The organism is Pseudomonas sp. SJZ077 (assembly GCF_007993905.1).
Classification (GTDB): Bacteria; Pseudomonadota; Gammaproteobacteria; order Pseudomonadales; family Pseudomonadaceae; genus Aquipseudomonas; species Aquipseudomonas mandelii.
The window spans coordinates 137,467-156,717 of sequence record NZ_VIUJ01000009.1 but is presented as its reverse complement, the minus strand read 5'-3'; the positions used below and the strand labels follow the sequence as shown (position 1 = coordinate 156,717).

General features: G+C 59.6%; 15 protein-coding genes. 7 read left to right on the top strand and 8 right to left on the bottom strand.

Going from position 1 to position 19,251, the window contains the following annotated elements:
* Positions 1-101: 101 nt before the first annotated feature.
* The 4 genes from FBY01_RS15775 to FBY01_RS15760 all read right to left on the bottom strand — a co-directional run bounded on the left by FBY01_RS15775 (position 102) and on the right by FBY01_RS15760 (position 3,286).
* Positions 102-599 carry a GNAT family N-acetyltransferase gene (locus tag FBY01_RS15775; RefSeq protein ID WP_010457726.1) on the bottom strand — a complete coding sequence of 166 codons (498 nt, stop codon included), beginning with the start codon at positions 597-599 and terminating at the stop codon, positions 102-104.
* 2 nt (positions 600-601) lie between these two features.
* Positions 602-1,240 (bottom strand): LysE family translocator, encoded by a 639-nt coding sequence (locus FBY01_RS15770; RefSeq protein WP_010457727.1) that lies wholly within the window; start codon positions 1,238-1,240, stop codon positions 602-604.
* 24 nt (positions 1,241-1,264) lie between these two features.
* Positions 1,265-1,699, bottom strand: coding sequence for an NUDIX domain-containing protein (locus FBY01_RS15765; protein WP_077749828.1), 435 nt, complete (start codon positions 1,697-1,699; stop codon positions 1,265-1,267).
* Positions 1,700-1,906: 207 nt separating this feature from the next.
* On the bottom strand, positions 1,907-3,286 hold the full coding sequence (locus tag FBY01_RS15760; RefSeq protein WP_102594177.1) for an HD domain-containing phosphohydrolase: 1,380 nt from the start codon (positions 3,284-3,286) through the stop codon (positions 1,907-1,909).
* 259 nt (positions 3,287-3,545) lie between these two features.
* Between FBY01_RS15760 and FBY01_RS15755 the strand changes: the two genes are divergently transcribed.
* Genes FBY01_RS15755 through FBY01_RS15735 form a run of 5 tightly spaced genes read left to right on the top strand, consistent with a single transcriptional unit; the run spans position 3,546 to position 11,929 of the window.
* Entirely contained in the window at positions 3,546-5,840 is a 2,295-nt protein-coding gene (locus FBY01_RS15755) for a bifunctional diguanylate cyclase/phosphodiesterase (protein WP_145308498.1), read from the top strand.
* Positions 5,840-7,714 carry a bifunctional diguanylate cyclase/phosphodiesterase gene (locus FBY01_RS15750; RefSeq protein WP_145308496.1) on the top strand — a complete coding sequence of 625 codons (1,875 nt, stop codon included), beginning with the start codon at positions 5,840-5,842 and terminating at the stop codon, positions 7,712-7,714. Before FBY01_RS15755 ends, FBY01_RS15750 begins: the two co-directional genes overlap by 1 nt.
* A gap of 44 nt (positions 7,715-7,758) precedes the next feature.
* The gene (locus tag FBY01_RS15745; RefSeq protein WP_145308494.1) at positions 7,759-8,718 is read left to right on the top strand and encodes a cytochrome-c peroxidase; all 960 of its coding nucleotides are present in this window, start codon (positions 7,759-7,761) and stop codon (positions 8,716-8,718) included.
* Positions 8,715-10,526 carry a DAHL domain-containing protein gene (locus tag FBY01_RS15740; protein ID WP_145308492.1) on the top strand — a complete coding sequence of 604 codons (1,812 nt, stop codon included), beginning with the start codon at positions 8,715-8,717 and terminating at the stop codon, positions 10,524-10,526. The genes FBY01_RS15745 and FBY01_RS15740 overlap by 4 nt, the downstream gene beginning before the upstream one ends.
* The gene (locus FBY01_RS15735) at positions 10,523-11,929 is read left to right on the top strand and encodes an ATP-binding protein (protein WP_077749823.1); all 1,407 of its coding nucleotides are present in this window, start codon (positions 10,523-10,525) and stop codon (positions 11,927-11,929) included. The genes FBY01_RS15740 and FBY01_RS15735 overlap by 4 nt, the downstream gene beginning before the upstream one ends.
* A 124-nt stretch (positions 11,930-12,053) precedes the next feature.
* Here the strand turns inward: FBY01_RS15735 and FBY01_RS15725 are convergent, their stop codons facing one another.
* Together FBY01_RS15725 and FBY01_RS15720 are read right to left on the bottom strand one after the other, a co-directional pair.
* The gene (locus FBY01_RS15725; protein WP_077749822.1) at positions 12,054-13,379 is read right to left on the bottom strand and encodes an APC family permease; all 1,326 of its coding nucleotides are present in this window, start codon (positions 13,377-13,379) and stop codon (positions 12,054-12,056) included.
* 222 nt (positions 13,380-13,601) lie between these two features.
* A complete protein-coding gene (locus FBY01_RS15720; protein WP_077749821.1) occupies positions 13,602-14,423 on the bottom strand; it encodes a carbon-nitrogen hydrolase family protein in 822 nt (273 codons plus the stop codon).
* 124 nt (positions 14,424-14,547) lie between these two features.
* On the opposite strand from FBY01_RS15720, the gene FBY01_RS15715 reads away from it, so the two are divergent.
* Positions 14,548-15,348, top strand: coding sequence for a LuxR C-terminal-related transcriptional regulator (locus FBY01_RS15715; RefSeq protein WP_010457744.1), 801 nt, complete (start codon positions 14,548-14,550; stop codon positions 15,346-15,348).
* 177 nt (positions 15,349-15,525) lie between these two features.
* Complete coding sequence (locus FBY01_RS15710; RefSeq protein ID WP_010457746.1) at positions 15,526-17,145, top strand: FMN-binding glutamate synthase family protein; 1,620 nt, start codon at positions 15,526-15,528, stop codon at positions 17,143-17,145.
* A 50-nt stretch (positions 17,146-17,195) separates the two neighbouring features.
* On the opposite strand, the gene FBY01_RS15705 is transcribed toward FBY01_RS15710, so the two are convergent.
* On the bottom strand, positions 17,196-17,570 hold the full coding sequence (locus FBY01_RS15705; RefSeq protein ID WP_145308490.1) for a GtrA family protein: 375 nt from the start codon (positions 17,568-17,570) through the stop codon (positions 17,196-17,198).
* Between the two features lie 119 nt (positions 17,571-17,689).
* A complete protein-coding gene (locus FBY01_RS15700) occupies positions 17,690-19,195 on the bottom strand; it encodes a glucosyltransferase domain-containing protein (protein WP_145308488.1) in 1,506 nt (501 codons plus the stop codon).
* Positions 19,196-19,251: the final 56 nt, after the last annotated feature.

Sequence of the window (19,251 nt, the reverse complement as noted above, 5' to 3'; positions counted from 1 at the left end):
AGCGAGGCTTGCCCGCGAAAGCGGTGTATCAGCCAAGTAGATATCGACTGTCACGACGCCTTCGCGGGCAAGCCTCGCTCCTACAGGGGTCTGTGGTGGGTTTAGAGCTCGCGCCACATGTGGATTTTGTCGAAGTAGTCTTCGCCGACGCGCACCGCCATGGGTTCGAGGCCGAACTGTACGAAGCCGCAACGCTGGTACAGGTTGAACGCCGCCTCATTGCCGGCGGTGACGGTGAGCTGGATCAGCCGCAGGCCTTTATGGTTCTGCGCTTCATCCAGCGCGGCTTGCACCAGTTGCTGACCCAACCCGCGCTGCCGGACTTTGCCGGACACATACATGCCAAACAGCGTCGCCTTGTGCCGGGCCTTTTCCCGGGGTTCGAAGGCCAGGCCGACGATGCCTGACAACGCGCCGTCCTCGAACGCCCCGAACACCACATCCAGCTTGCTGGTCAGGCGCGACTCCCACCAACTCAGCGGCATTGTTGCGCGTTCGCGCACACTCGAAGTGAAGGCCTGCGGGTGCAGGTCGTAGGCTTCCAGCATCAGCGCCCGATAGTCCAGCGCATGGCTGGCATCCAGTCGTTCAATCCACATGGTCAAGCCGTCCGTCGTTGCTCAAGCATCAGCCGCACCGCCAGCGCGGACAGGACAAACCCCATGAAATAACGCTGCAGCGCCAGCCAGGTCGGGTTGTTGACGAACCACGACGCGATGCCTGCCGCGAAGATCGCGATCAGCAGGTTGACGCAGAAACTGACGCTGATCTGGGTCAGGCCCAGCACGATGCTCTGGGTGAACACCGAGCCATGCTCAGGCGTGATGAACTGTGGAAACACCGACAGGTAAAACACCGCGATCTTCGGGTTCAGCGCGCTGGTGAGAAACCCCATGGTGATCAGTTTTCGCGACGAGTCCGGCGGCAACTGCTGCGCTTCGAAGGGTGAACGTGCGCCGGGTTTGACCGCCTGCCAGGCCAGCCACAACAGATACAGCGCGCCGGCCCATTTCAACACTTCGTAGGCCATCGGCACGGCCAGAAAGACCGCGGTCAAACCGGCCGCAGCGGCGAACAAGTGCACGAAGAATCCCGCCACCACGCCGAGCAACGAAGTCACGCCGGCCTTGCGCCCCTGGCAGATCGAACGGGAGATCAGGTAGATCATGTTCGGCCCCGGCGTCAGCACCATCAGCAACGCGGCAGCGGCGAAAATCAGCAAGTCTTGAAGTGGGATCATGGGGCAGTCCTAGTCCGTGGATGATCAGGCGATTGCAGTCAGCGAAGCTCGATAAAACGGCAGGATCACGTCCCGTGTCAATGGCGCCAACGAGAGATCGCCGTCGGTGGCCGGATCGATCCAGCGCACCTCTTCAATCTCCGCGGCGGGCGAGACGTCTGAATCGATGGTCAGTAGAAAGAGTTCAGCCTGGACGACAAAACCCGGCTCGTTGGCCGCCGGTGCCGAAAAGGGCCCCAGGTAGGTGGCGTGCGCGGGGTCGATGACCAGTCCAAGCTCTTCTTCCAGCTCACGGGCCAGGGCGTGAACCGGTTGTTCATGGGCCTCGATCTTGCCGCCGGGTTGCATGAAGGCTTCGGTGCCGCGTTTGCGGACCAACAGCGTGCGACCGTCAGGGCCGATCAGCAGGGCGGCGGCGATGCGGATGGTGCGGGGGGAAGGGGCGGATGAAAGCGTCATGGATCTGAGTGTGCCTTGAGTGAAAGGCGCAAAGGATCACATGGGTGTCGCGCCGGCGTCACGGGGGAAAATAGCGGTCTAGCCCTTTGTGGGAGCGAGCCTGCTCGCGATAGCGGTCTTTCAGTCAACATTCATGGTGAATGTCAGGCCGTCTTCGCGAGCAGGCTCGCTCCCACAGGGGTCAGTGTTGAGTCTTCCAAAGGGGGATCAGGGCTGAGTTTGAACCACCAGCGGCGCTTCGAGGATTGCGGCTTCCACCTCCTCCGGCACTTTCACAAAAACGCTGTATTTCGCCCCTTCCATCGCCTCGAACGCGATCAGTTTCTCCACCAGCGGCCCGCTCAGCACCTTCCCCGCATTGAGCAACAGCATGCCGTTATCGGCATTGAGGTTGCGCGCCAGAATCATGCCGGTCGCCAGGTCCCGGGTGGTCAGTACCTTGACCGTCGGATCGGCCAGTGACACATCGCTCTGGTAGGCGGCGCAGACCTGAATGAAGTCCTCCACCAGATCAGGATCGTAGAGACGACCGGCGTACTGGCGAATATAGACCAGGGCTTCATCGCTGTTCATCTGGCGCTCAAGGATCAGCCCACGCTGCAACTCGATGAAATCCACCGCCAGTTTCAGCCACCGCGCCCCGAGCGGAATCGCCTCGCCCTTGAGCCGGTCGGGGAAACCGGTGCCATCCCAGCGCTCCTGATGGTGAAGGATCAGGCGCGCCGCATCCTTCATCGGATCGAGGGTCATCAGCAACGATTCGCTCTGCTTCGGATAACCGCGATAGCGTTCCTGATCGTTGTGGTGCAGCAAATCCGCAGGCGCGGTCATCATGCTGTCGGTCCAGCTCAGCTTGCCGATGTTGTAAAGCGCCGCGGCCATGGTCAGGTCGCGGGTACTGCCCTCGTCCACGCCATGGAGTTTGCAGTACACCCGCACCAGTTCGATGATCTGCCGGTTCGTCTGCTTGGCCGGTGGCAAACGCAGGTTGGCCAGCAGCGAGAACACCTCGGTGCCGGTGACATAGCTGTGTTTGAGCTCTTCGTAGGCCAGGTCGAGCATGTCGGCCGTCTGCTGCAGCTCGGCGGTGCGGGACGCAACGTGTTTCTCCAGGGTCGCGTTGAGCAACCTCAATTCTTCGTTTTGCTCCCAGGTCTCCTGCACCAGATGCAGGCGTTCGCGCTCGGAACGCTGGTAGGCGAGGGATTGTCGCAACGTCAGCAGCAATTCCTCATCGTGCCAGGGTTTGCTGATGTATCGGTCAATCTGCCCGTCGTTGATTGCTTTGACGATCATCGTCAGGTCGGCATAACCGGTCAGCAAAATGCGCAGCGTGTCGGGATGGCGCTGGTGAATGTGCGCCAGCAGCGTGGCGCCGTCCATGTTAGGCATGCGCGCATCGCTCATCACCAGGTCGACGGGCTGTTTCGCCATGATATCCAGGGCTTGCTCCCCGCTGGTGGCCAGCAATACTTCGTAGGGCTGGCCGCGCAAGAGCCGGCGCAGACTGTTGAGGATAGACTCCTCGTCGTCGACCAGCAGAATCGTGGGTTTATCGGCAAAAGTAGTGGGGAGTTGCTCTTCCATGGCATTACCTCAAGCAAAACGGGCGTCGTCGCGTCAATCATCAGCCAGAACATTCCGTTTCTGGCGCTGCCTGAGCTACAGGCTAGATGATTTCCAGCGACGCCCCTGGAAATGATTCGTTTCAGGCGACCGGGCGAAGTGCTGCACAGGCGACTATGCTCAGTTCACTCGGATCCACTTTATGCGCTTGGCCACGTGATCAGGGAAAGGATGCCCCTATGAGCACACCGCACCACCACATTGCCACCGCTCCCGGCGTATGCCTATGAATACGCTGCTGGCACGAACCAACCGTCGGATACTTATCGTCGACGACACCGCGTCTATTCATGCGGACTTCATCAAGATCCTCAGCCCGCCATCGCCCGAAGACGACGACCTGATCAGCGCCGAAAAAGCCCTGTTCGGGACGCAAGCGACGGCAACCCTGCAAAGTTTCATGCTCGATTCGGCGTTTCAGGGGCTGGAAGCACTGGACAAGGTTGAACGAGCGCTGGCCAACGACCTGCCCTATGCGATGGCTTTCATCGACATGCGCATGCCGCCGGGCTGGGACGGCCTGGAAACCATCGAACGGCTGTGGCAGGTCGATCCCAAGCTGCAAGTGGCGCTGTGCACCGCTTATTCCGACTATTCCTGGGAAGACATCGATGAACGCCTGGAACTGGGCGATCGCCTGCTGATCCTGAAAAAACCATTCGATGCCATCGAAATCCGTCAGTTGGCCAGCGCCCTGACCGCCAAATGGCAAATGACCGAAGACGCCGAACTGAAGATGTCGTTGCTGGAACAGGCCGTGGAAGAACGCACCCGGGAGCTGTCCGACGCCAACATCATCGTGCAGAACAGCCCGACCATTCTGTATCGCCTGCGGGGCGAACCGTCGTTTCCGCTGATGTACATCTCCCACAACATCACCAAGTACGGTCATGTCGCGGCGAATCTGGTCGCCTCGGCCAACTGGGCCCGGGAGTTGATCCATCCCGACGACCAGCCGAAAGTCGACACGGCCATGGCCCGAGTGCTGGATCGCCATGCGGGGGGGGCGTCCATCGAGTTTCGGATGCGCACCGGCAACGGTGCCTGGCGCTGGGTCGAAAACCGCTATATTCCGGTGCGAGACGCCGAAGGACGTTTACTGGAAGTCGAAGGCATCATCATCGACGTCACTGAACGCAAGGTCGCCGAGGAGAAAATCGCCCTGCTGGCCCGCACCGACGGGCTGACGGGGCTGGCCAACCGTGCCACCTTGATCGAGCGCCTGCATCAGGCCTTCGCCGCTGCGCGCCGGGGTGCAACACCGTTCGCGATGTTCTACCTGGACCTTGACCACTTCAAACGCATCAACGATACCCTCGGTCATCCGGTGGGAGATCTGTTGCTGCAGGAAGTGGCCCGGCGCATCAAAGCCTGTGTGCGCGAAAACGACGTGGTCGCCCGCCTCGGCGGCGACGAGTTTGCCATCCTGCAACTGGACGTCAGCGACCCGACCCAGTCTGCGTCCCTGGCGGCCAAGGTCCGCGATGCACTGGTGCTGCCCTACTCCCTGGCCGGCAATGACGTGCGGGTGTCGGTCAGCATCGGCATCAGCAGCTATTCGCCGCGCATCACCAGCGCCGACGGCTTGCTCAGCCAGGCTGACATGGCGCTGTATCGCTCCAAGGAAAAGGGCCGCAATCAGTATCACTTCCACTCCGAGGAGATCAATCAGGAGGTGGTCGAGCGCATGACCATCGCCAGCGAACTGCGCACGGCCATCGACCATGAAGAACTCGAACTCAGATACTGGCCGGAAGTCGACCTGAGCAGCGGCAAGATCCTCGGCATGGAAGCCCAGGTTTGCTGGAACCACCCCGAGCGAGGCCTGCTGGAAGCGTCGGCGTTCCTGCCGGCCGCGGAAAAAACCGGCGCCATCATCCCCCTCGGGCACTGGGTGCTGGATCGCGCCTGCCAGCAAATGCGTCTGTGGCGCGACGAAGGCATGGCGCCCCCGGTGATTGCCATCAAACTGTCCCTGGCCCAACTGAAAAGCGGGCCCGAGCTGATCTATGACGTACTGCGCACCACCGCGCGCTGGGAATTGTGCGCCTGGGACCTGCGCTTCGATGTCACCGAAGCCACCCTGGCCCAGACCAAATGGACCCACAACGACGTGCTGCCACGCCTGCGCGAGCTGGGGGTGAAGATCGCCATCGACGACTTCGGCACCGAATACTCCTCGTTCGACTACCTCAAGACCTACCAGGTCAATCACCTGAAACTCGCCCAGGCTTTCATCGACACCGCTGCCCGCGACCCGGCAAGTGCCAACACGTTGCGCGCAATCATCAATTTCGCTCGAGAAGTAGGGATCGGAATCATCGCCGAAGGTGTCGAAACCCAGGAACAGCGTAGTTCGCTGATGGCCACAGGCTCGCCAATGAACGCACAGGGTTACTTTTTCAGTAAAGCGGTCAGCAGCCAACAAGCCGCCCAGTTGCTCAAAGCCGGCAGCATCGTGCCCGCAAGCCACGGACCGATCCTGGACAACCCGCACGCCACGGAGGACAAGTGATGAAAACGTCGTCCGTCCGGACCAACCGGCGCATCCTGATCATCGACGACACGCCTTCGATTCATGAGGATTTTCGCAAGATCCTCGGCCCGGACTCTGAAGGTGAGCAGACCCTGGCTGGCACTGAAGAGGCGCTGTTCGGCACGCAACAGCCGGCTCGGCTGACCTTCCAGCTCGATTCCGCCTACCAGGGCCAGGAAGCCCTTGAGCTGGTCCAGCGGGCCCAGGCCGAAGGTCGCCCCTACGCCATGGCGTTCACCGACATGCGCATGCCGCCGGGTTGGGACGGGCTGGAAACCATCGAACAGCTCTGGAAGATCGACCCGCACCTGCAAATCGCGCTGTGCACCGCCTATTCGGATTACAGCTGGGAGGACATGGCTGAACGGCTGGAGTTCGGCGACCAGTTACTGGTGTTGAAAAAACCCTTCGACAGTCTGGAAATCCGCCAGATGGCCAGCGCCCTGACCTGGAAATGGCAGATGACCCAGGACGCGGAGACAAAAGTGCAAAGCCTGGAGCAAACCATCGAGGCGCGGGTCCACGAACTGCTCAAGGTGTCCCACCTGTTGCAATACGACGTACTGACCGAGCTGCCCAACAGCACGTTGCTCGGAGATCGACTGAACCAGTCCCTGGCGTTGTCGCGCCGCCATGACAAGCAGCTGGCGGTGATGTTCCTGGGTCTGGATCGCTTCAAGCGCATCAACAATGCCCTGGGCCATCCGGCCGGTGACGAGATGCTCAAACGGGTCGGGCAAAACCTGGTGTCCACGGTGCGCGAATCCGATTCGGTGTTTCGCTACGGCGCTGATGAGTTCGTGGTGATCCTCGCTGACATCCGCCATCCCCAGCAGACCAAAGGCATCGCCGAAAAACTCTTGAACGCCATTGGCACGACCCAGCACATCGCCGGCCATGACCTGAGCGTAACCGCCAGCCTGGGCATCAGCATCTACCCCGATGATGGCTTCGATGCGATCGCGCTGATCAAGAAAGCCGAAACCGCGATGCGTCACGTCAAGGAAAGCGGCCCCAACGACTTCCGTTTCTTCATTGAAGAAATGAACCAGCGCGCCCGGGACCAGCAGACCATCGAGTCGGGCATTCGCCTGGCATTGGAGCGGGACGAATTTGTCCTGCATTACCAGCCCAAGCTCGACCTGGGCACCGGTGAGGTAGTCGGCGCAGAGGCCTTGATTCGCTGGCAGAAACCGGGACATGGCTGGGTCTACCCGTCGGACTTCATTGGCGTGGCCGAAGACAGCGGCTTGATCGTACCGTTGAGCAAATGGGTGCTGGCCCAGGCCTGTCGGCAAGCCTGCGCCTGGCAGGCGGCGGGGCTGCCGAGGCTGTGCATGTCGGTGAATGTGTCGGCCATCGACTTTCGCCAACGAGGCTTTGTCGAAGGCATTGAACAGGTTCTGAAACAAACCGGTCTGGACCCGTCATTGCTGGAGCTGGAAATCACCGAAGGCGTGCTGATGCAGAACGTCGATGCCACGGTCACCGCCCTGAACCGGATCAAGGCCATGGGGGTGCGGCTGGCCATCGACGACTTCGGCACCGGTTATTCCAGCCTGAGTTACCTGCGGCGTTTTCCCATCGACGTGCTGAAAATCGATCAGTCGTTCATTCGTGGCCTGAGCCGTGACATCAACGACGCAGCGCTGGTCAGCGCCATCATCAGCCTGGGCAAGAGCCTGAAACTGACCATCATCGCCGAAGGGGTGGAAACCCTCGAACAACTGGATTTCCTCAAGGCCCATCAGTGCGAGGAAGGCCAGGGCTACTACTTCAGCAAAGCCGTGGCGCCGGATGACTTCGTGCACTACCTGACGTCGGTAAAATCCCCTCCCCCTGCCGCCACATGACCGATAAGCAGCGACACACGGGCTATCCGCCAAGGAATTACAGGATGTCGCCATTTCTCTACCGCTTGCTCTTGATGCCTCTGCTCGGAGTCTGTCTGACGGCCAGCGGCGCGCCACTGGACGAACCACTCAAACCGCTGCCGGCCGTGCCGCAGCAAAACCCTCTGCGTGTCGAACTCGGTCGCCAGTTGTTCAACGAGCCACGTTTGTCGGTCAACGGCAGCCTCTCGTGTGCCAGTTGCCATCGCCTGGAAAGCGGTGGCGCCGATAACAAGGCGTTTTCCATCGGTTTCAACGGCCAGCCAGTGGCAGTCAATACTCCGAGCGTGTTCAACGCCAGCCTGAACTTCCGGCAATTCTGGAACGGCCGCGCCGACACCCTGGAAACCCAGGTCCACGCCGTGGTGCAAAGCCCCAGTGAAATGGGCAGCAACTGGGAACACGTGGTGCAGACGCTGTCCGCCGACGCCGATTATCGAACCGCGTTCGGCAACGCCTACCCGGATGGCGTGACCATGATCAATGTGCAAAACGCCCTGGCAACCTACGAGCGCACGTTGATCAGTGCCAACTCGCGTTTCGACCAATACTTGCTGGGCGACACCGACATTCTCACCCGCGAGGAGAAGTACGGTTACCAACGCTTCAAGGCGTACGGCTGTATCGCCTGCCATCAGGGAATCAATATCGGCGGCAACATGTTCCAGAAATTCGGGGTGATGGGCGATTACTTCAAGACACGAGGCAACCCGACCGACACCGACCTGGGCCGCTACCTGCTGACCAAGGACGAAGAGGATCGCTACGTGTTCAAGGTCCCGAGCCTGAGGAACGTCGCCGTGACCGCGCCGTACTTTCACGACGGCTCGGCCAAAACCCTCGAAGACGCCGTGGAGGTGATGTTCTCATTTCAACTGGGACGCATCCCCTCTGTCGAGGACAAGGTGCTGATCATCAAATTCCTCAAGACCCTGACCGGTGAATGGGAGGGCAAACCATTATGAAAATATCCCGCCGACGCAGTGTGGCACTCCTCGGTATCATGGCCCTGATACTGGCCTCGACACTGCTGTTTCTGTACCTCAAATCCAACTCCAATAAGACGTCGACCTACACAGAATCCCGGGATCTGATTTCCCGGATGAAACAGCTGAATGCGCAGTGGGAAACGGAAATCCTCAAGGCCAGGATTGCGATCAACCACAACTACGATCCGCTGGTCACACCGCTGACCGAGATGACGCTCCTATGGGAACGGTTCGACACAATGTCGTCGAATCACAGCCGCAACACCTCGCCCGTCTGGTTGACCAGTCATGATGCGTACCTGAGCGCCTTCGAGGAAAAGATCCGGCTGGTTGAGCAGTTCAAGTCTCACAATGCTGTGTTGCGCAACTCACTGGCGTTTCTGCCGACCGCCGAAGACGACATTCAGGAACCCCTCGCCCAGTTGCAGGACGGCGACAAACTGCAACTGCAGAACATCGCCAACGACACCTATGACCTGGTACTCAGCACCATGGAGTTCGCCATGGTTACCTCTGACGACAAGGCCGCCGAAATCCTGGTGGGATTGAGCAAACTGAAAGTGAACAAACTGCGACTGCCGGAGGAGTTCCACAGTCCGCTGGATGTGCTCAGTAACCATATTGAGCTCATTCTGCGTGAGCAACCGGTGGTCAACCGCTTGCTGGAAAACATCGAGGCGATTCCCGTGGCCGAGCGGCTCGACGGCATCACCGATCTGCTGAACAACGATCAGCAGCGCACCGATGCGGTCGACCAGCGTTATCACTTTTACATGCTGGTGTTTTCGGTGCTGCTGGTGCTGTTGCTGGTGTACCTGGCGATTCACTTGATGCGCAGTTTCACCGTGATCAATCGCGTCAACAAGGCCCTGAAAACCGCCAATGATGACCTCGAAAAACGGGTCGAAGAACGTACCCGCGAACTCAAGGATACCCAGAGCGAACTGCTGGACACCGCGCGCCAGGCTGGCATGGCGGAAATCGCCACCAATGTGTTGCACAACGTCGGCAACGTGCTCAACAGCGTGAACATCTCCGCAGACCTGGTCAGCCGCAAACTGCGCAGCAGCAAGGCCCAGGGGCTGGGCAAGGCGATGCAGCTGATTAACGAGCATCAAGGCGACCTCGGGGCCTTTCTGACCCAGGACGCGAAAGGCAAATTGCTGCCCGGCTATCTGAATCAACTGGTCGACGCCATCGCGCTCGAACAACAAAGCATGACCGACGAACTCGCCCAACTGACCAAAAGCGTCGACCACATCAAGGACATCGTCGCCACCCAGCAGTCCTACGCCGGCGCCAACAACCTGATGGAACCGCTGCACATCAGTGAACTGCTGGAAGACGCCCTGCGCATGAACTCCGGTGCCCTGACCCGGCACCACGTCACCGTGGTCAAGGAGTACAACGAGGTGCCGCAGGTCATGGGCGACAAACACCGGTTGCTGCTGATCTTGATCAACCTCATCAGCAATGCCAAATACGCCATGTCCGACCTCAGCAATCGTCCGCGACAAATGACCCTGGGGGTGAAAATCGTCGAAGACTCCACCCTGCAAATCAGCGTCAAGGATGATGGCGAAGGCATCGCGCCGGAGAACATGACGCGCATCTTTGCCCACGGTTTTACCACCCGCAAGGAAGGCCACGGTTTTGGTCTGCACAGCTGCGCACTCGCGGCGATAGAAATGAACGGCCATCTCAGCGCCCACAGTGACGGGCCCGGCAAGGGCGCGCAGTTCACCTTGCAGATTCCGCTGAAAACCGTCCCGGAGGAGGCATGAGTGAGCATTCGAACCGACGCATTCTGTTGATCGACGACACACCGTCGATTCATGACGACTTTCGCAAGATCCTCACCCCGGTTCCGGTGGAGCATCTGGAACTGGACGAGATGGAAGCCACGCTGTTTGGCCGTGAAATCAAAACCACCACGGCCCTGTTCGAACTGGATTCGGCGTATGGCGGCCAGGAAGGCCTGGGCAAACTCACTCAGGCCTTGCAGGAAAGCCGGCCCTACGCCCTCGCGTTCGTCGACATGCGCATGCCTGAAGGCTGGGACGGCGCGCAAACCATCGAACATCTGTGGCAGGAAGATCCGCACCTGCAAGTGGTGGTGTGTACCGCGTATTCCGACTATTCCTGGGATGAGCTGTTGGACCGACTGCAAGCCCATGATCGGTTGCTGATCCTGAAAAAACCGTTCGACAACATCGAAGTCCAGCAGATGGCCAACACCCTGCTGACCAAATGGGAGATGACCGAACGCGCCTCCGTGCAGATGAGCCATCTGGAGCATCTGGTGGACCAGCGCACCACGCAGTTCAAACAGGCCAGCGAGGCGTTGCAGCGGGAAATCGACGAGCGCAAACAGCTTGAATCGCAACTGGTGCAATCGGAAAAACTCGCGTCCCTGGGGCAATTGGCGGCCGGGGTCGCCCATGAAATCAACAACCCCATCGGCTTCATTTCTTCCAACCTTGGCAGTCTTGATGGCTACTTCAAGCAACTGCAGGACATGCTCGATGCCTATCGCGAGGCCGAAGAGGCGATTGCTTCAAATGAGGTGATCGAGCGGCTTGGTCAGTTACGGGAACGCATCGAACTGGAATTTCTGCGCGAGGACATTCCATTGCTGATCAAGGAATCCAAGGAGGGCATCAACCGGGTGGGGCAGATCGTCAAGGACCTGAAGGACTTCTCCCGGGTGGACTCCAACCAGGAATGGCAGTGGACCAATCTGCAACAGGGCATCGAATCGACCTTGAACATCGTCGCCAATGAACTCAAGTACAAGGCCGATGTGCTGAAGGAGTATCAGCCATTGCCCGACATCGAGTGCCTGCCATCGCAAATCAACCAGGTGATCATGAACCTGATCGTCAACGCGTCCCAGGCGATGGGCCCACAGCGGGGCACCATCACCCTGCGCACCGGGTTTGAGGGTGAACGGGTGTGGATTGAGGTGGCCGACACCGGCTCCGGTATTGCGCCGGACAGCCTGCAGAAAATCTTCGATCCGTTCTTCACCACTAAACCGGTGGGCCAGGGGACAGGGCTTGGGTTGTCCTTGTCCTATGGCATCGTTAAGAAGCACCGGGGGGATATTACGGTGCGCAGTGAAGTGGGCGTGGGCAGCACGTTCCGAGTCGAACTGCCCGTGCACCAGACACACTCAGCCACCTGAACTCCGTAATAAATGCAGGAGTGAGCCTGCTCGCGATGGCGGTATGTCAGTCGCCCTTGATGTTGACTGACATGGCCCTATCGCGAGCAGGCTCACTCCTACAGGAGGGTTGCAGTGTCCGAGGTCAGGTGGCTTCCTGGAAATCCATCTCCGGTGGCTGACGGCGGAAGCCACCGGTCAGCACCGCCAGGTACACCACGCCAATCGCCAGCCAGCTCAGGCCCAGGTAGATCGCCAGGTGATCGAGGCTGACCATCAGCCACAAATCCGCCGCCAGACCAATGAACGGAAACAGCAGAAACAGCACGAACTCGCGCAGCCCTTTCTTTTCCCCTCCTATCCAGTAATGAAAGATCACCGACAAATTCACCAGACTGAACGCCAGGAACGCGCCGAAGTTGATGAACGACGTCGAAGTGGTGACGTCCAGTTTCAGCGCCAGCAACGCGACCACGGCGCACAGCAGGATGCTGTTGACCGGTGTGCCAAAGCGCTCATGCAAGCTGCCGAAAAATGATTTAGGCAGCACGCCGTCGCGGCCCATGGCGAACAACAAACGCGAACCACTGGCCTGAGCCGACAGGCCCGAGGCGAACTGACCGACGATCAGGCCGATCAGAAAAATCGTCACAAACAAGTCGCCACCGATGTTGCGGGCGATTTCATAAGCGGCCGAGTCGACGCTGTCGAACTGGAACGAGGGATGGGCGATCTGCACGAAGTACGAGACGCTGACGAAGATCAGGCCGCCGATCAGGGTAATCAACATGATCGCCCGCGGGATGGTGCGGCGTGGGTCGCGGGTTTCTTCGGTCAGGGTGCTGACCGCGTCGAACCCGAGGAACGAGTAACAGGCGATGGCCGCGCCACTCATGATCAGCGGCATCTGCATGTCGCCGTTGAAGAACGGCTTGATCGACCACAACGGCGTGCTCGCATCGCCCCCGACGTAGTGGATGCACAGCGCGACGAAGGCGATCAGCACCAGGAACTGCACCAGCATGAGCAAGGCATTGATGCCGTTGGCCAGCTTCAGGCCGACGATGTTGATCGCGCTGGTGATGCCGATGAACGCCAGCACCCAGATCCACTGCGGCACGGCCGGGAAAGCGGAATTGAGGTAGGCCGCACCGATCAGCCAGATCGCCATCGGCAGGAACAGATAGTCGAGCAGCACCGCCCAACCGGCGATGAACCCCAGCTTCGGGCTGATGGCCTTGCGTACATAACTGTAGGCGGAACCGGCGACGGGGAATGCCGAGGCCATTCGACCGTAGCTCATCGCGGTGAAAAACATCGCCACCAACGCCGCCAGATACGCGGCCGGGACCATGCCGGCGGTAGATTGAGCGAGGATGCCAAAGGTGCCGAGCACAATGATCGGCGTCATGTAGGCGATGCCGAACAGCACCACCGAACCCAATGACAGGGTGCGTTGCAAACGAGCCATGAGCGACTACTCCGAATTTATTAGATTTATGGCAGAGCCGAGTTCGGCGCTAAATTTCGGGTGTTTCGTTGTTGTTTTGGTGATCGGTCAAACAGGTGTGTTGTCTGTCAGGACCTCTTCGCGAGCAGGCTCGCTCCCACAGGGGATCTGCAGTGGACACAAACTCAATGTGGGAGCGAGCCTGCTCGCGAAAGGGCCACTCGGAGCAATGCAACATCCGGATCAGCGCGAAGGAATCAGCAACTCCCGCACACCAGAAGCCTGCTCGACAATCTCACCCGGCAACTTCAGCCGCTGGTCATCCAGATACCGGTAATCCTTGCGTGCCGCCTCCAGCCGGCTGAAATCCAGCTCAACCGCAAACTGCCCTTCATCGCGTCCGGCCTCGAACAACAAGGTGCCGAGCGGATCCACCAGCGCACTGCCACCGGCAAACACCAATCCGTCATCACTCTCTTTGACCCGATTGACCATCAGCGCAAAGGCCTGGTTTTCCTGGGCCCGGGCCATGATCGCGGTGCGATGAGTGGGGCCGTAAGGGTCCATGTTGCCGTTGGTGACGATCAGTAATTCGGCGCCCAGTTGTGCCAGGGCGCGGGCAGTTTCCGGGAATTCGATGTCGTAGCAGATCAGCAGACCGACCCGCACGCCGTTCCACTCGCAAGTGGCGTAACGGTCGCCCGCCTCGAACACGCCGCGATCCGACGCCCACAGGTGCGTCTTGCGGTATTTCAGGGCGATGCCTTCGGGGGTAATCAGCAGCGTGGTGTTGTAGAAGCGGCCGTTGTCGTTCTCGGCCATGCCGATCACCACGGCGATGTTGCGTTCGCGGGCAGCCGCCACGACGGCGCTGACCGTCGGCCCGTCCAGCGGTTCGGCGGTCTGGGCCACGGTGTCGGCAGTCGGAAAGCCCATCAGGTGGGTTTCCGGGAAGACGATCAGTTGCGTATCCGCGTGGCAGGCAGCGATGGCCGCCAAGGCGCGTTCGAGGTTGTACGCTGTGCCGTTGTCACGGCCCGCCAACTGGGCGAGTTCGACTTTCATGGGTATTCCTTGTTTTGGGCCGAGCGGCAGAAAGATTGCCCGGTCTGTGTCTGTGCGCCAGTATGCGCAGCAAGCCACCGGGCGGGGAATCACGCCGCTGGGGTAACCCGATAGGGGTAGAGGCATGACACTTTCGTTAGACGACATCGCGTGGCACCGCTCGGTCGGGCAACTGATCGACGCCCTCGACAAGCCCAACTTCTGGACGCAGCTGGTGCGCCTGCTGGATCAGTACGTGACCTTCGACAGCTGGGTGGCGCTGCTTTTCAGCGCGGACCAGCACCCGCAGGTGTTCGCCGAATGCCCGGGCGAGGACGGCAGCCCTGATCAGCTGTTTCAGGATTACCTGCGCGGGCTCTATCTGCTTGATCCGTTCTACATCGCCTGCCGCGAGCAATCGCGCACCGGCCTCTATCGCCTGTCGGAAGTGGCGCCGGAGCACTTCGAGCTGACCGAGTATTACCAACGATACTTTCGTCTGAATGTGGTGGCCGACGAAATCCAGTTCAATTGCCAACTCGAAGGGGACCGCACGCTGTGCCTGTCATTGGGCAGCAAGCAGCGTTTCAGCGGCCAGCAGATTGCCTTGCTGTCGCTGATCCAGCCTTGGGTGCTCGGCCTGTTGCGCCAGCGCCTGCCCTACGAAATCAACGAGGCCGTGGCCCTCGCGCCAGCACCGATCCAGGGCGATTGGCGCGTGCAGCTGGAAGCCTCGGTGCAACAACTCAAGGGCGCGCAACTGACCGCCCGGGAACTGGATGTCGGGCGCTTGATGCTCAGCGGTTGCTCCAGTAAAGAAATCGCCCGTAAGCTGGAAATCTCTGTTGAAACCGTGAAAGTCCACAAGAAACACATGTACAGCAAGCTGGGGATCAAATCCCAGTCCGAGCTGTTTTCGATATTTCTCCAGGCGCAAAATGCCTGATTGCAACGCGGAGTGCTTTTTACTGTGGGAGCGAGCCTGCTCGCGATTGCGGTCTTTCATTCAGCATTGATGTCGACTGAACCACCGTAATCGCGAGCAGGCTCACTCCCACAGGGATCTGTGTGTATCCATGCACCTGCTGCGTTGAAATTATTGAGTCCGAACCAAGGAACCCGTATGAGCCTGTCACTCCTGAGCCGCTACGCCTTCTTTGCTGCCTGTGTGATTTTCACCCTCGCCAGCTTGCCCTTCCTGGAACACGACTGGCTCTGGCCAATCACCGCCGTGACGGGCGTCCTGAGTCTGGTGGGCCTGTTCGATCTGCTGCAAAGCCCTCACGCGGTGCGGCGCAACTACCCGATCCTGGGCAATATTCGCTATCTGGTGGAGGGCATTCGCCCGGAGATCCGCCAGTACCTGCTCGAATCCGACAGCGACGCCCTGCCCTTCTCCCGGGCCCAGCGCTCGCTGGTCTATTCCCGGGCCAAGAATGAAAGCGCCGACAAACCCTTCGGCACGCTGATCGATGTGTACCAATCGGGTTTCGAATTCATCGGCCACTCGATGCGCCCTGCGCCGTTGAGCGACCCGAGCAATTTCCGCGTCATCGTCGGCGGCCCACAGTGCACCCAGCCGTACTCGGCCTCGGTGTTCAACATCTCGGCCATGAGCTTCGGCTCGCTCAGCGCCAACGCCATTCGCGCATTGAACCAAGGCGCCAAACTCGGCAACTTCGCCCATGACACCGGCGAAGGCAGCATCAGTGCGTATCACCGGGAAAACGGCGGCGACCTGACCTGGGAACTGGGCAGTGGCTACTTTGGTTGCCGTACCGCTGATGGGCGCTTCGATCCTGAACGCTTCGCCGCACAAGCGCAGACGCCGCAAGTGCGGATGATCGAAATCAAGATGTCGCAAGGGGCCAAACCCGGGCATGGCGGCATCCTGCCCAAGCACAAAGTCACCAAGGAAATCGCCGAAACCCGCGGCATCCTGATGGGCGAAGATTGCATCTCGCCGTCGCGGCACAGTGCGTTTTCCACGCCGATCGAACTGATGCAGTTCATCCAGCAGTTGCGTGAATTGTCCGGCGGCAAACCGGTGGGCTTCAAGTTCTGCCTCGGTCACCCGTGGGAATTCATGGGCATCGCCAAAGCCATGCTGGAAACCGGCATCCTTCCGGACTTCATCGTGGTCGACGGCAAGGAAGGCGGCACCGGCGCCGCGCCCGTAGAGTTCACCGACCACATCGGCGTGCCGATGCGCGAAGGCCTGCTGTTCGTGCACAACACGCTGGTGGGCCTGAACCTGCGGGACAAAATCAAACTCGGTGCCAGCGGCAAGATCGTCAGTGCCTTCGACATCGCCAGCGTCCTGGCCATCGGCGCCGACTGGGCCAACTCGGCGCGCGGCTTCATGTTTGCCATCGGCTGCATCCAGTCGCAAAGCTGCCACACCAACAAATGCCCGACCGGCGTCGCCACTCAAGACACCCTGCGCCAGCGTGCGCTGGTGGTCCCGGACAAGGCCCAGCGGGTCTACAACTTCCACCGCAACACACTCAAGGCCCTGGCGGAAATGCTCGCGGCGGCCGGCCTCGATCACCCATCGCAGTTGTCAGCCAAGCACTTGGTGAGACGTATGTCCGCGACCGAGATCAAGCTGTTCTCGCAGTTGCATGTGTTTTTGAAGCCGGGGGAATTGCTCACCGGTGAGGTGAATGGCGAGTTTTACTCGCGGATGTGGCAGATGGCGCGGGCGGACAGTTTTGAGCCTAATGAGGTGGTTGCTGCGTAAAGATCGCTCTGCATGCCAGCCTTACGGACAGGCTGGCATCAGCGACACGTTCACGCTTCGCGCTCGCCATACAGGACAAATCTCGAGAAGAAAAACCCGTAGATCAGACTCAACAGCGAGAACGACCCTACGGTCACCAGCCCGTGGATTTTCCAGACATCAGCGTAATGTCCGACAACGAAACTCATGCCCCCCATGAAAAACACATACAGCAGATAACGAAGTACCGACCCCCCGGCCTCAAACGTGTAGAGCGCATGCACATAGAATGAGAACGTCGCGGCCACACAAAACGCCGAAAAATTACTGACGGCCTGACTAAGCTCGGCCGCAGTGGTCAGTACATAAAATAGCTGCCAATGGATAAGCGTATTGGCCACTCCAATGACTGCGTAGGTAGAAAATTCTTTCCATAAAGCTTTCATGTCCGATCCTTGACCCATTCCCGTTTCAGGCGCCGTTCAAACCTAAAGTCGAGGACAGGTGCGCGTCTACTGTAAGAACTAACAGGTAGCGCGGCATTCCAGACCAATGGTCACGGGGTTCACCACTGGAGAGAGCGGACCCGGGCGGGTTCTTTCATGACAATAAAGCCGTAGTCCCCCAACAGATAAATCCGATAAAACAGACTGTCCACCAGCGGTGGATACCCCTGATAACCCACCAGCGTCGCGTTACGCCGTTCCTTTTCCCTGACCACATTGGTGATGCCTGTTTTCGGCAGATTTTCCGCGAGCATGTAGAAATCGATGTTTAACAAGTAATGCAAAACCGGCATCTGCTTGAACGACCCGGCGGCCCCCACCAGCCAGTGATCGGAGTACGTCACCGACATATAAATGCGCTTGGCTTCGCGCAACGCCGGGCGCGAAGCAATGTCGGCACTCAAGGCGTACAGCGCATTCGTCGCGAAGGTTTTTTGTAACGTCAGCACCCGTCCATACGCGAAGGAAAGTGAAAGCATCGCCAACAATGGGACCAGCAACAGCAGCGGCAGCTTTCCGTGCACCGACGCCAGCGCCAGATGGCTCAGGTAGAACAGCAATACGAGCACGACAGCAAAGCCCATCAAGGTGCGGGCGCCTTCATTGAAGTCGCGGAAAAACAATGAGACGCCCGGCACCAGCACCATCAGGACGGGCAAGATCAACAGGCACAGCAGGCCGATCACGGTTTTGTTCAGCCCAGTACCGGCACGCTCCAGCACGCGCTGTCCCACGCGCACGGCACCGAACAGGGCGCACAGCAACAGCGCGGCGAATACCCAGGCAAAGCCGCCATGGAACAGCAGCACGATTTTTTCCAGCACCCAGCCCGCGCTGGTTTCTATTTGCTGCAACGGCGCCGCTGCCCCGTTCAACAATGAGGTGCGCTTCTGAGTCATGAAGGAATAGGCGGTGGCGTAATAGATCAACCCTGCCAGACCCACCTGTACAACTTTGCAGCCGATCAATCGCCACCACGCAGGCCATGCCAATGGGTCGTCCGTGCGCCGCAGCAACTCCATACAACACAGACCGAGAAACACATTAAAGCTGACCTGATAAAGCCCGATGGCCAAGGCGATCAGCGCGGCCGGTATCAGCAGGTGCTGAACGCGAGAAGGGCTTTGGAAGGTAATCGCGTAGATCACCGCCACCAGGCTGAGCGCCATGCTCGGTCCGTCGTATTGGTACGACAGGTTTTGCAGGAAGAACGGGTTGTACCAAAGCGGCAGCACCACCAGGCAATGGGCGAACGTCGGTTCGGGGAAATAGTGAAACGTCAGCCGGGTCAGGGCCCAGCTCATCGCCAGCGTGGCGATCAACAGCGGCAGCGGGAAGATGTTCGGCGCGGCGCCGCTGAAGGTCAGCAGGTTGTAGAACCACTGCGCGAACAGCCGGCCGTCCTCCGCCCAGCCGGTACCCGCGGCCAGGGCGCGCCAGTTGTCATCGATGTAGGGATAATCCGCGAGGATCAGCGGCAGGATGTACACCAGCGTCGCGAAAAGAAACAACAACCAGACTTGGCGGCCGGTGAGTTCTTTGTCGAGCCATTCGCTGATCTGCATACCGGCGCCTCAAGGGAATTCCGCCTTCAATCAATAAAGCTTTGAACCTCGACGGT

Bases quoted from the DNA above. Each gene is read 5' to 3' on its own strand.
- FBY01_RS15710 (WP_010457746.1), top strand. From the start codon at position 15,526: ATGAGCCTGTCACTCCTGAGCCGCTACGCCTTCTTTGCTGCCTGTGTG.
- FBY01_RS15755 (WP_145308498.1), top strand. From the start codon at position 3,546: ATGCCTATGAATACGCTGCTGGCACGAACCAACCGTCGGATACTTATC.
- FBY01_RS15750 (WP_145308496.1), top strand. From the start codon at position 5,840: ATGAAAACGTCGTCCGTCCGGACCAACCGGCGCATCCTGATCATCGAC.
- FBY01_RS15765 (WP_077749828.1), bottom strand. From the start codon at position 1,699: ATGACGCTTTCATCCGCCCCTTCCCCCCGCACCATCCGCATCGCCGCC.
- FBY01_RS15705 (WP_145308490.1), bottom strand. From the start codon at position 17,570: ATGAAAGCTTTATGGAAAGAATTTTCTACCTACGCAGTCATTGGAGTG.
- FBY01_RS15725 (WP_077749822.1), bottom strand. From the start codon at position 13,379: ATGGCTCGTTTGCAACGCACCCTGTCATTGGGTTCGGTGGTGCTGTTC.
- FBY01_RS15760 (WP_102594177.1), bottom strand. From the start codon at position 3,286: ATGGAAGAGCAACTCCCCACTACTTTTGCCGATAAACCCACGATTCTG.
- FBY01_RS15715 (WP_010457744.1), top strand. From the start codon at position 14,548: ATGACACTTTCGTTAGACGACATCGCGTGGCACCGCTCGGTCGGGCAA.
- FBY01_RS15770 (WP_010457727.1), bottom strand. From the start codon at position 1,240: ATGATCCCACTTCAAGACTTGCTGATTTTCGCCGCTGCCGCGTTGCTG.
- FBY01_RS15700 (WP_145308488.1), bottom strand. From the start codon at position 19,195: ATGCAGATCAGCGAATGGCTCGACAAAGAACTCACCGGCCGCCAAGTC.
- FBY01_RS15775 (WP_010457726.1), bottom strand. From the start codon at position 599: ATGTGGATTGAACGACTGGATGCCAGCCATGCGCTGGACTATCGGGCG.
- FBY01_RS15720 (WP_077749821.1), bottom strand. From the start codon at position 14,423: ATGAAAGTCGAACTCGCCCAGTTGGCGGGCCGTGACAACGGCACAGCG.
- FBY01_RS15735 (WP_077749823.1), top strand. From the start codon at position 10,523: ATGAGTGAGCATTCGAACCGACGCATTCTGTTGATCGACGACACACCG.
- FBY01_RS15745 (WP_145308494.1), top strand. From the start codon at position 7,759: ATGTCGCCATTTCTCTACCGCTTGCTCTTGATGCCTCTGCTCGGAGTC.
- FBY01_RS15740 (WP_145308492.1), top strand. From the start codon at position 8,715: ATGAAAATATCCCGCCGACGCAGTGTGGCACTCCTCGGTATCATGGCC.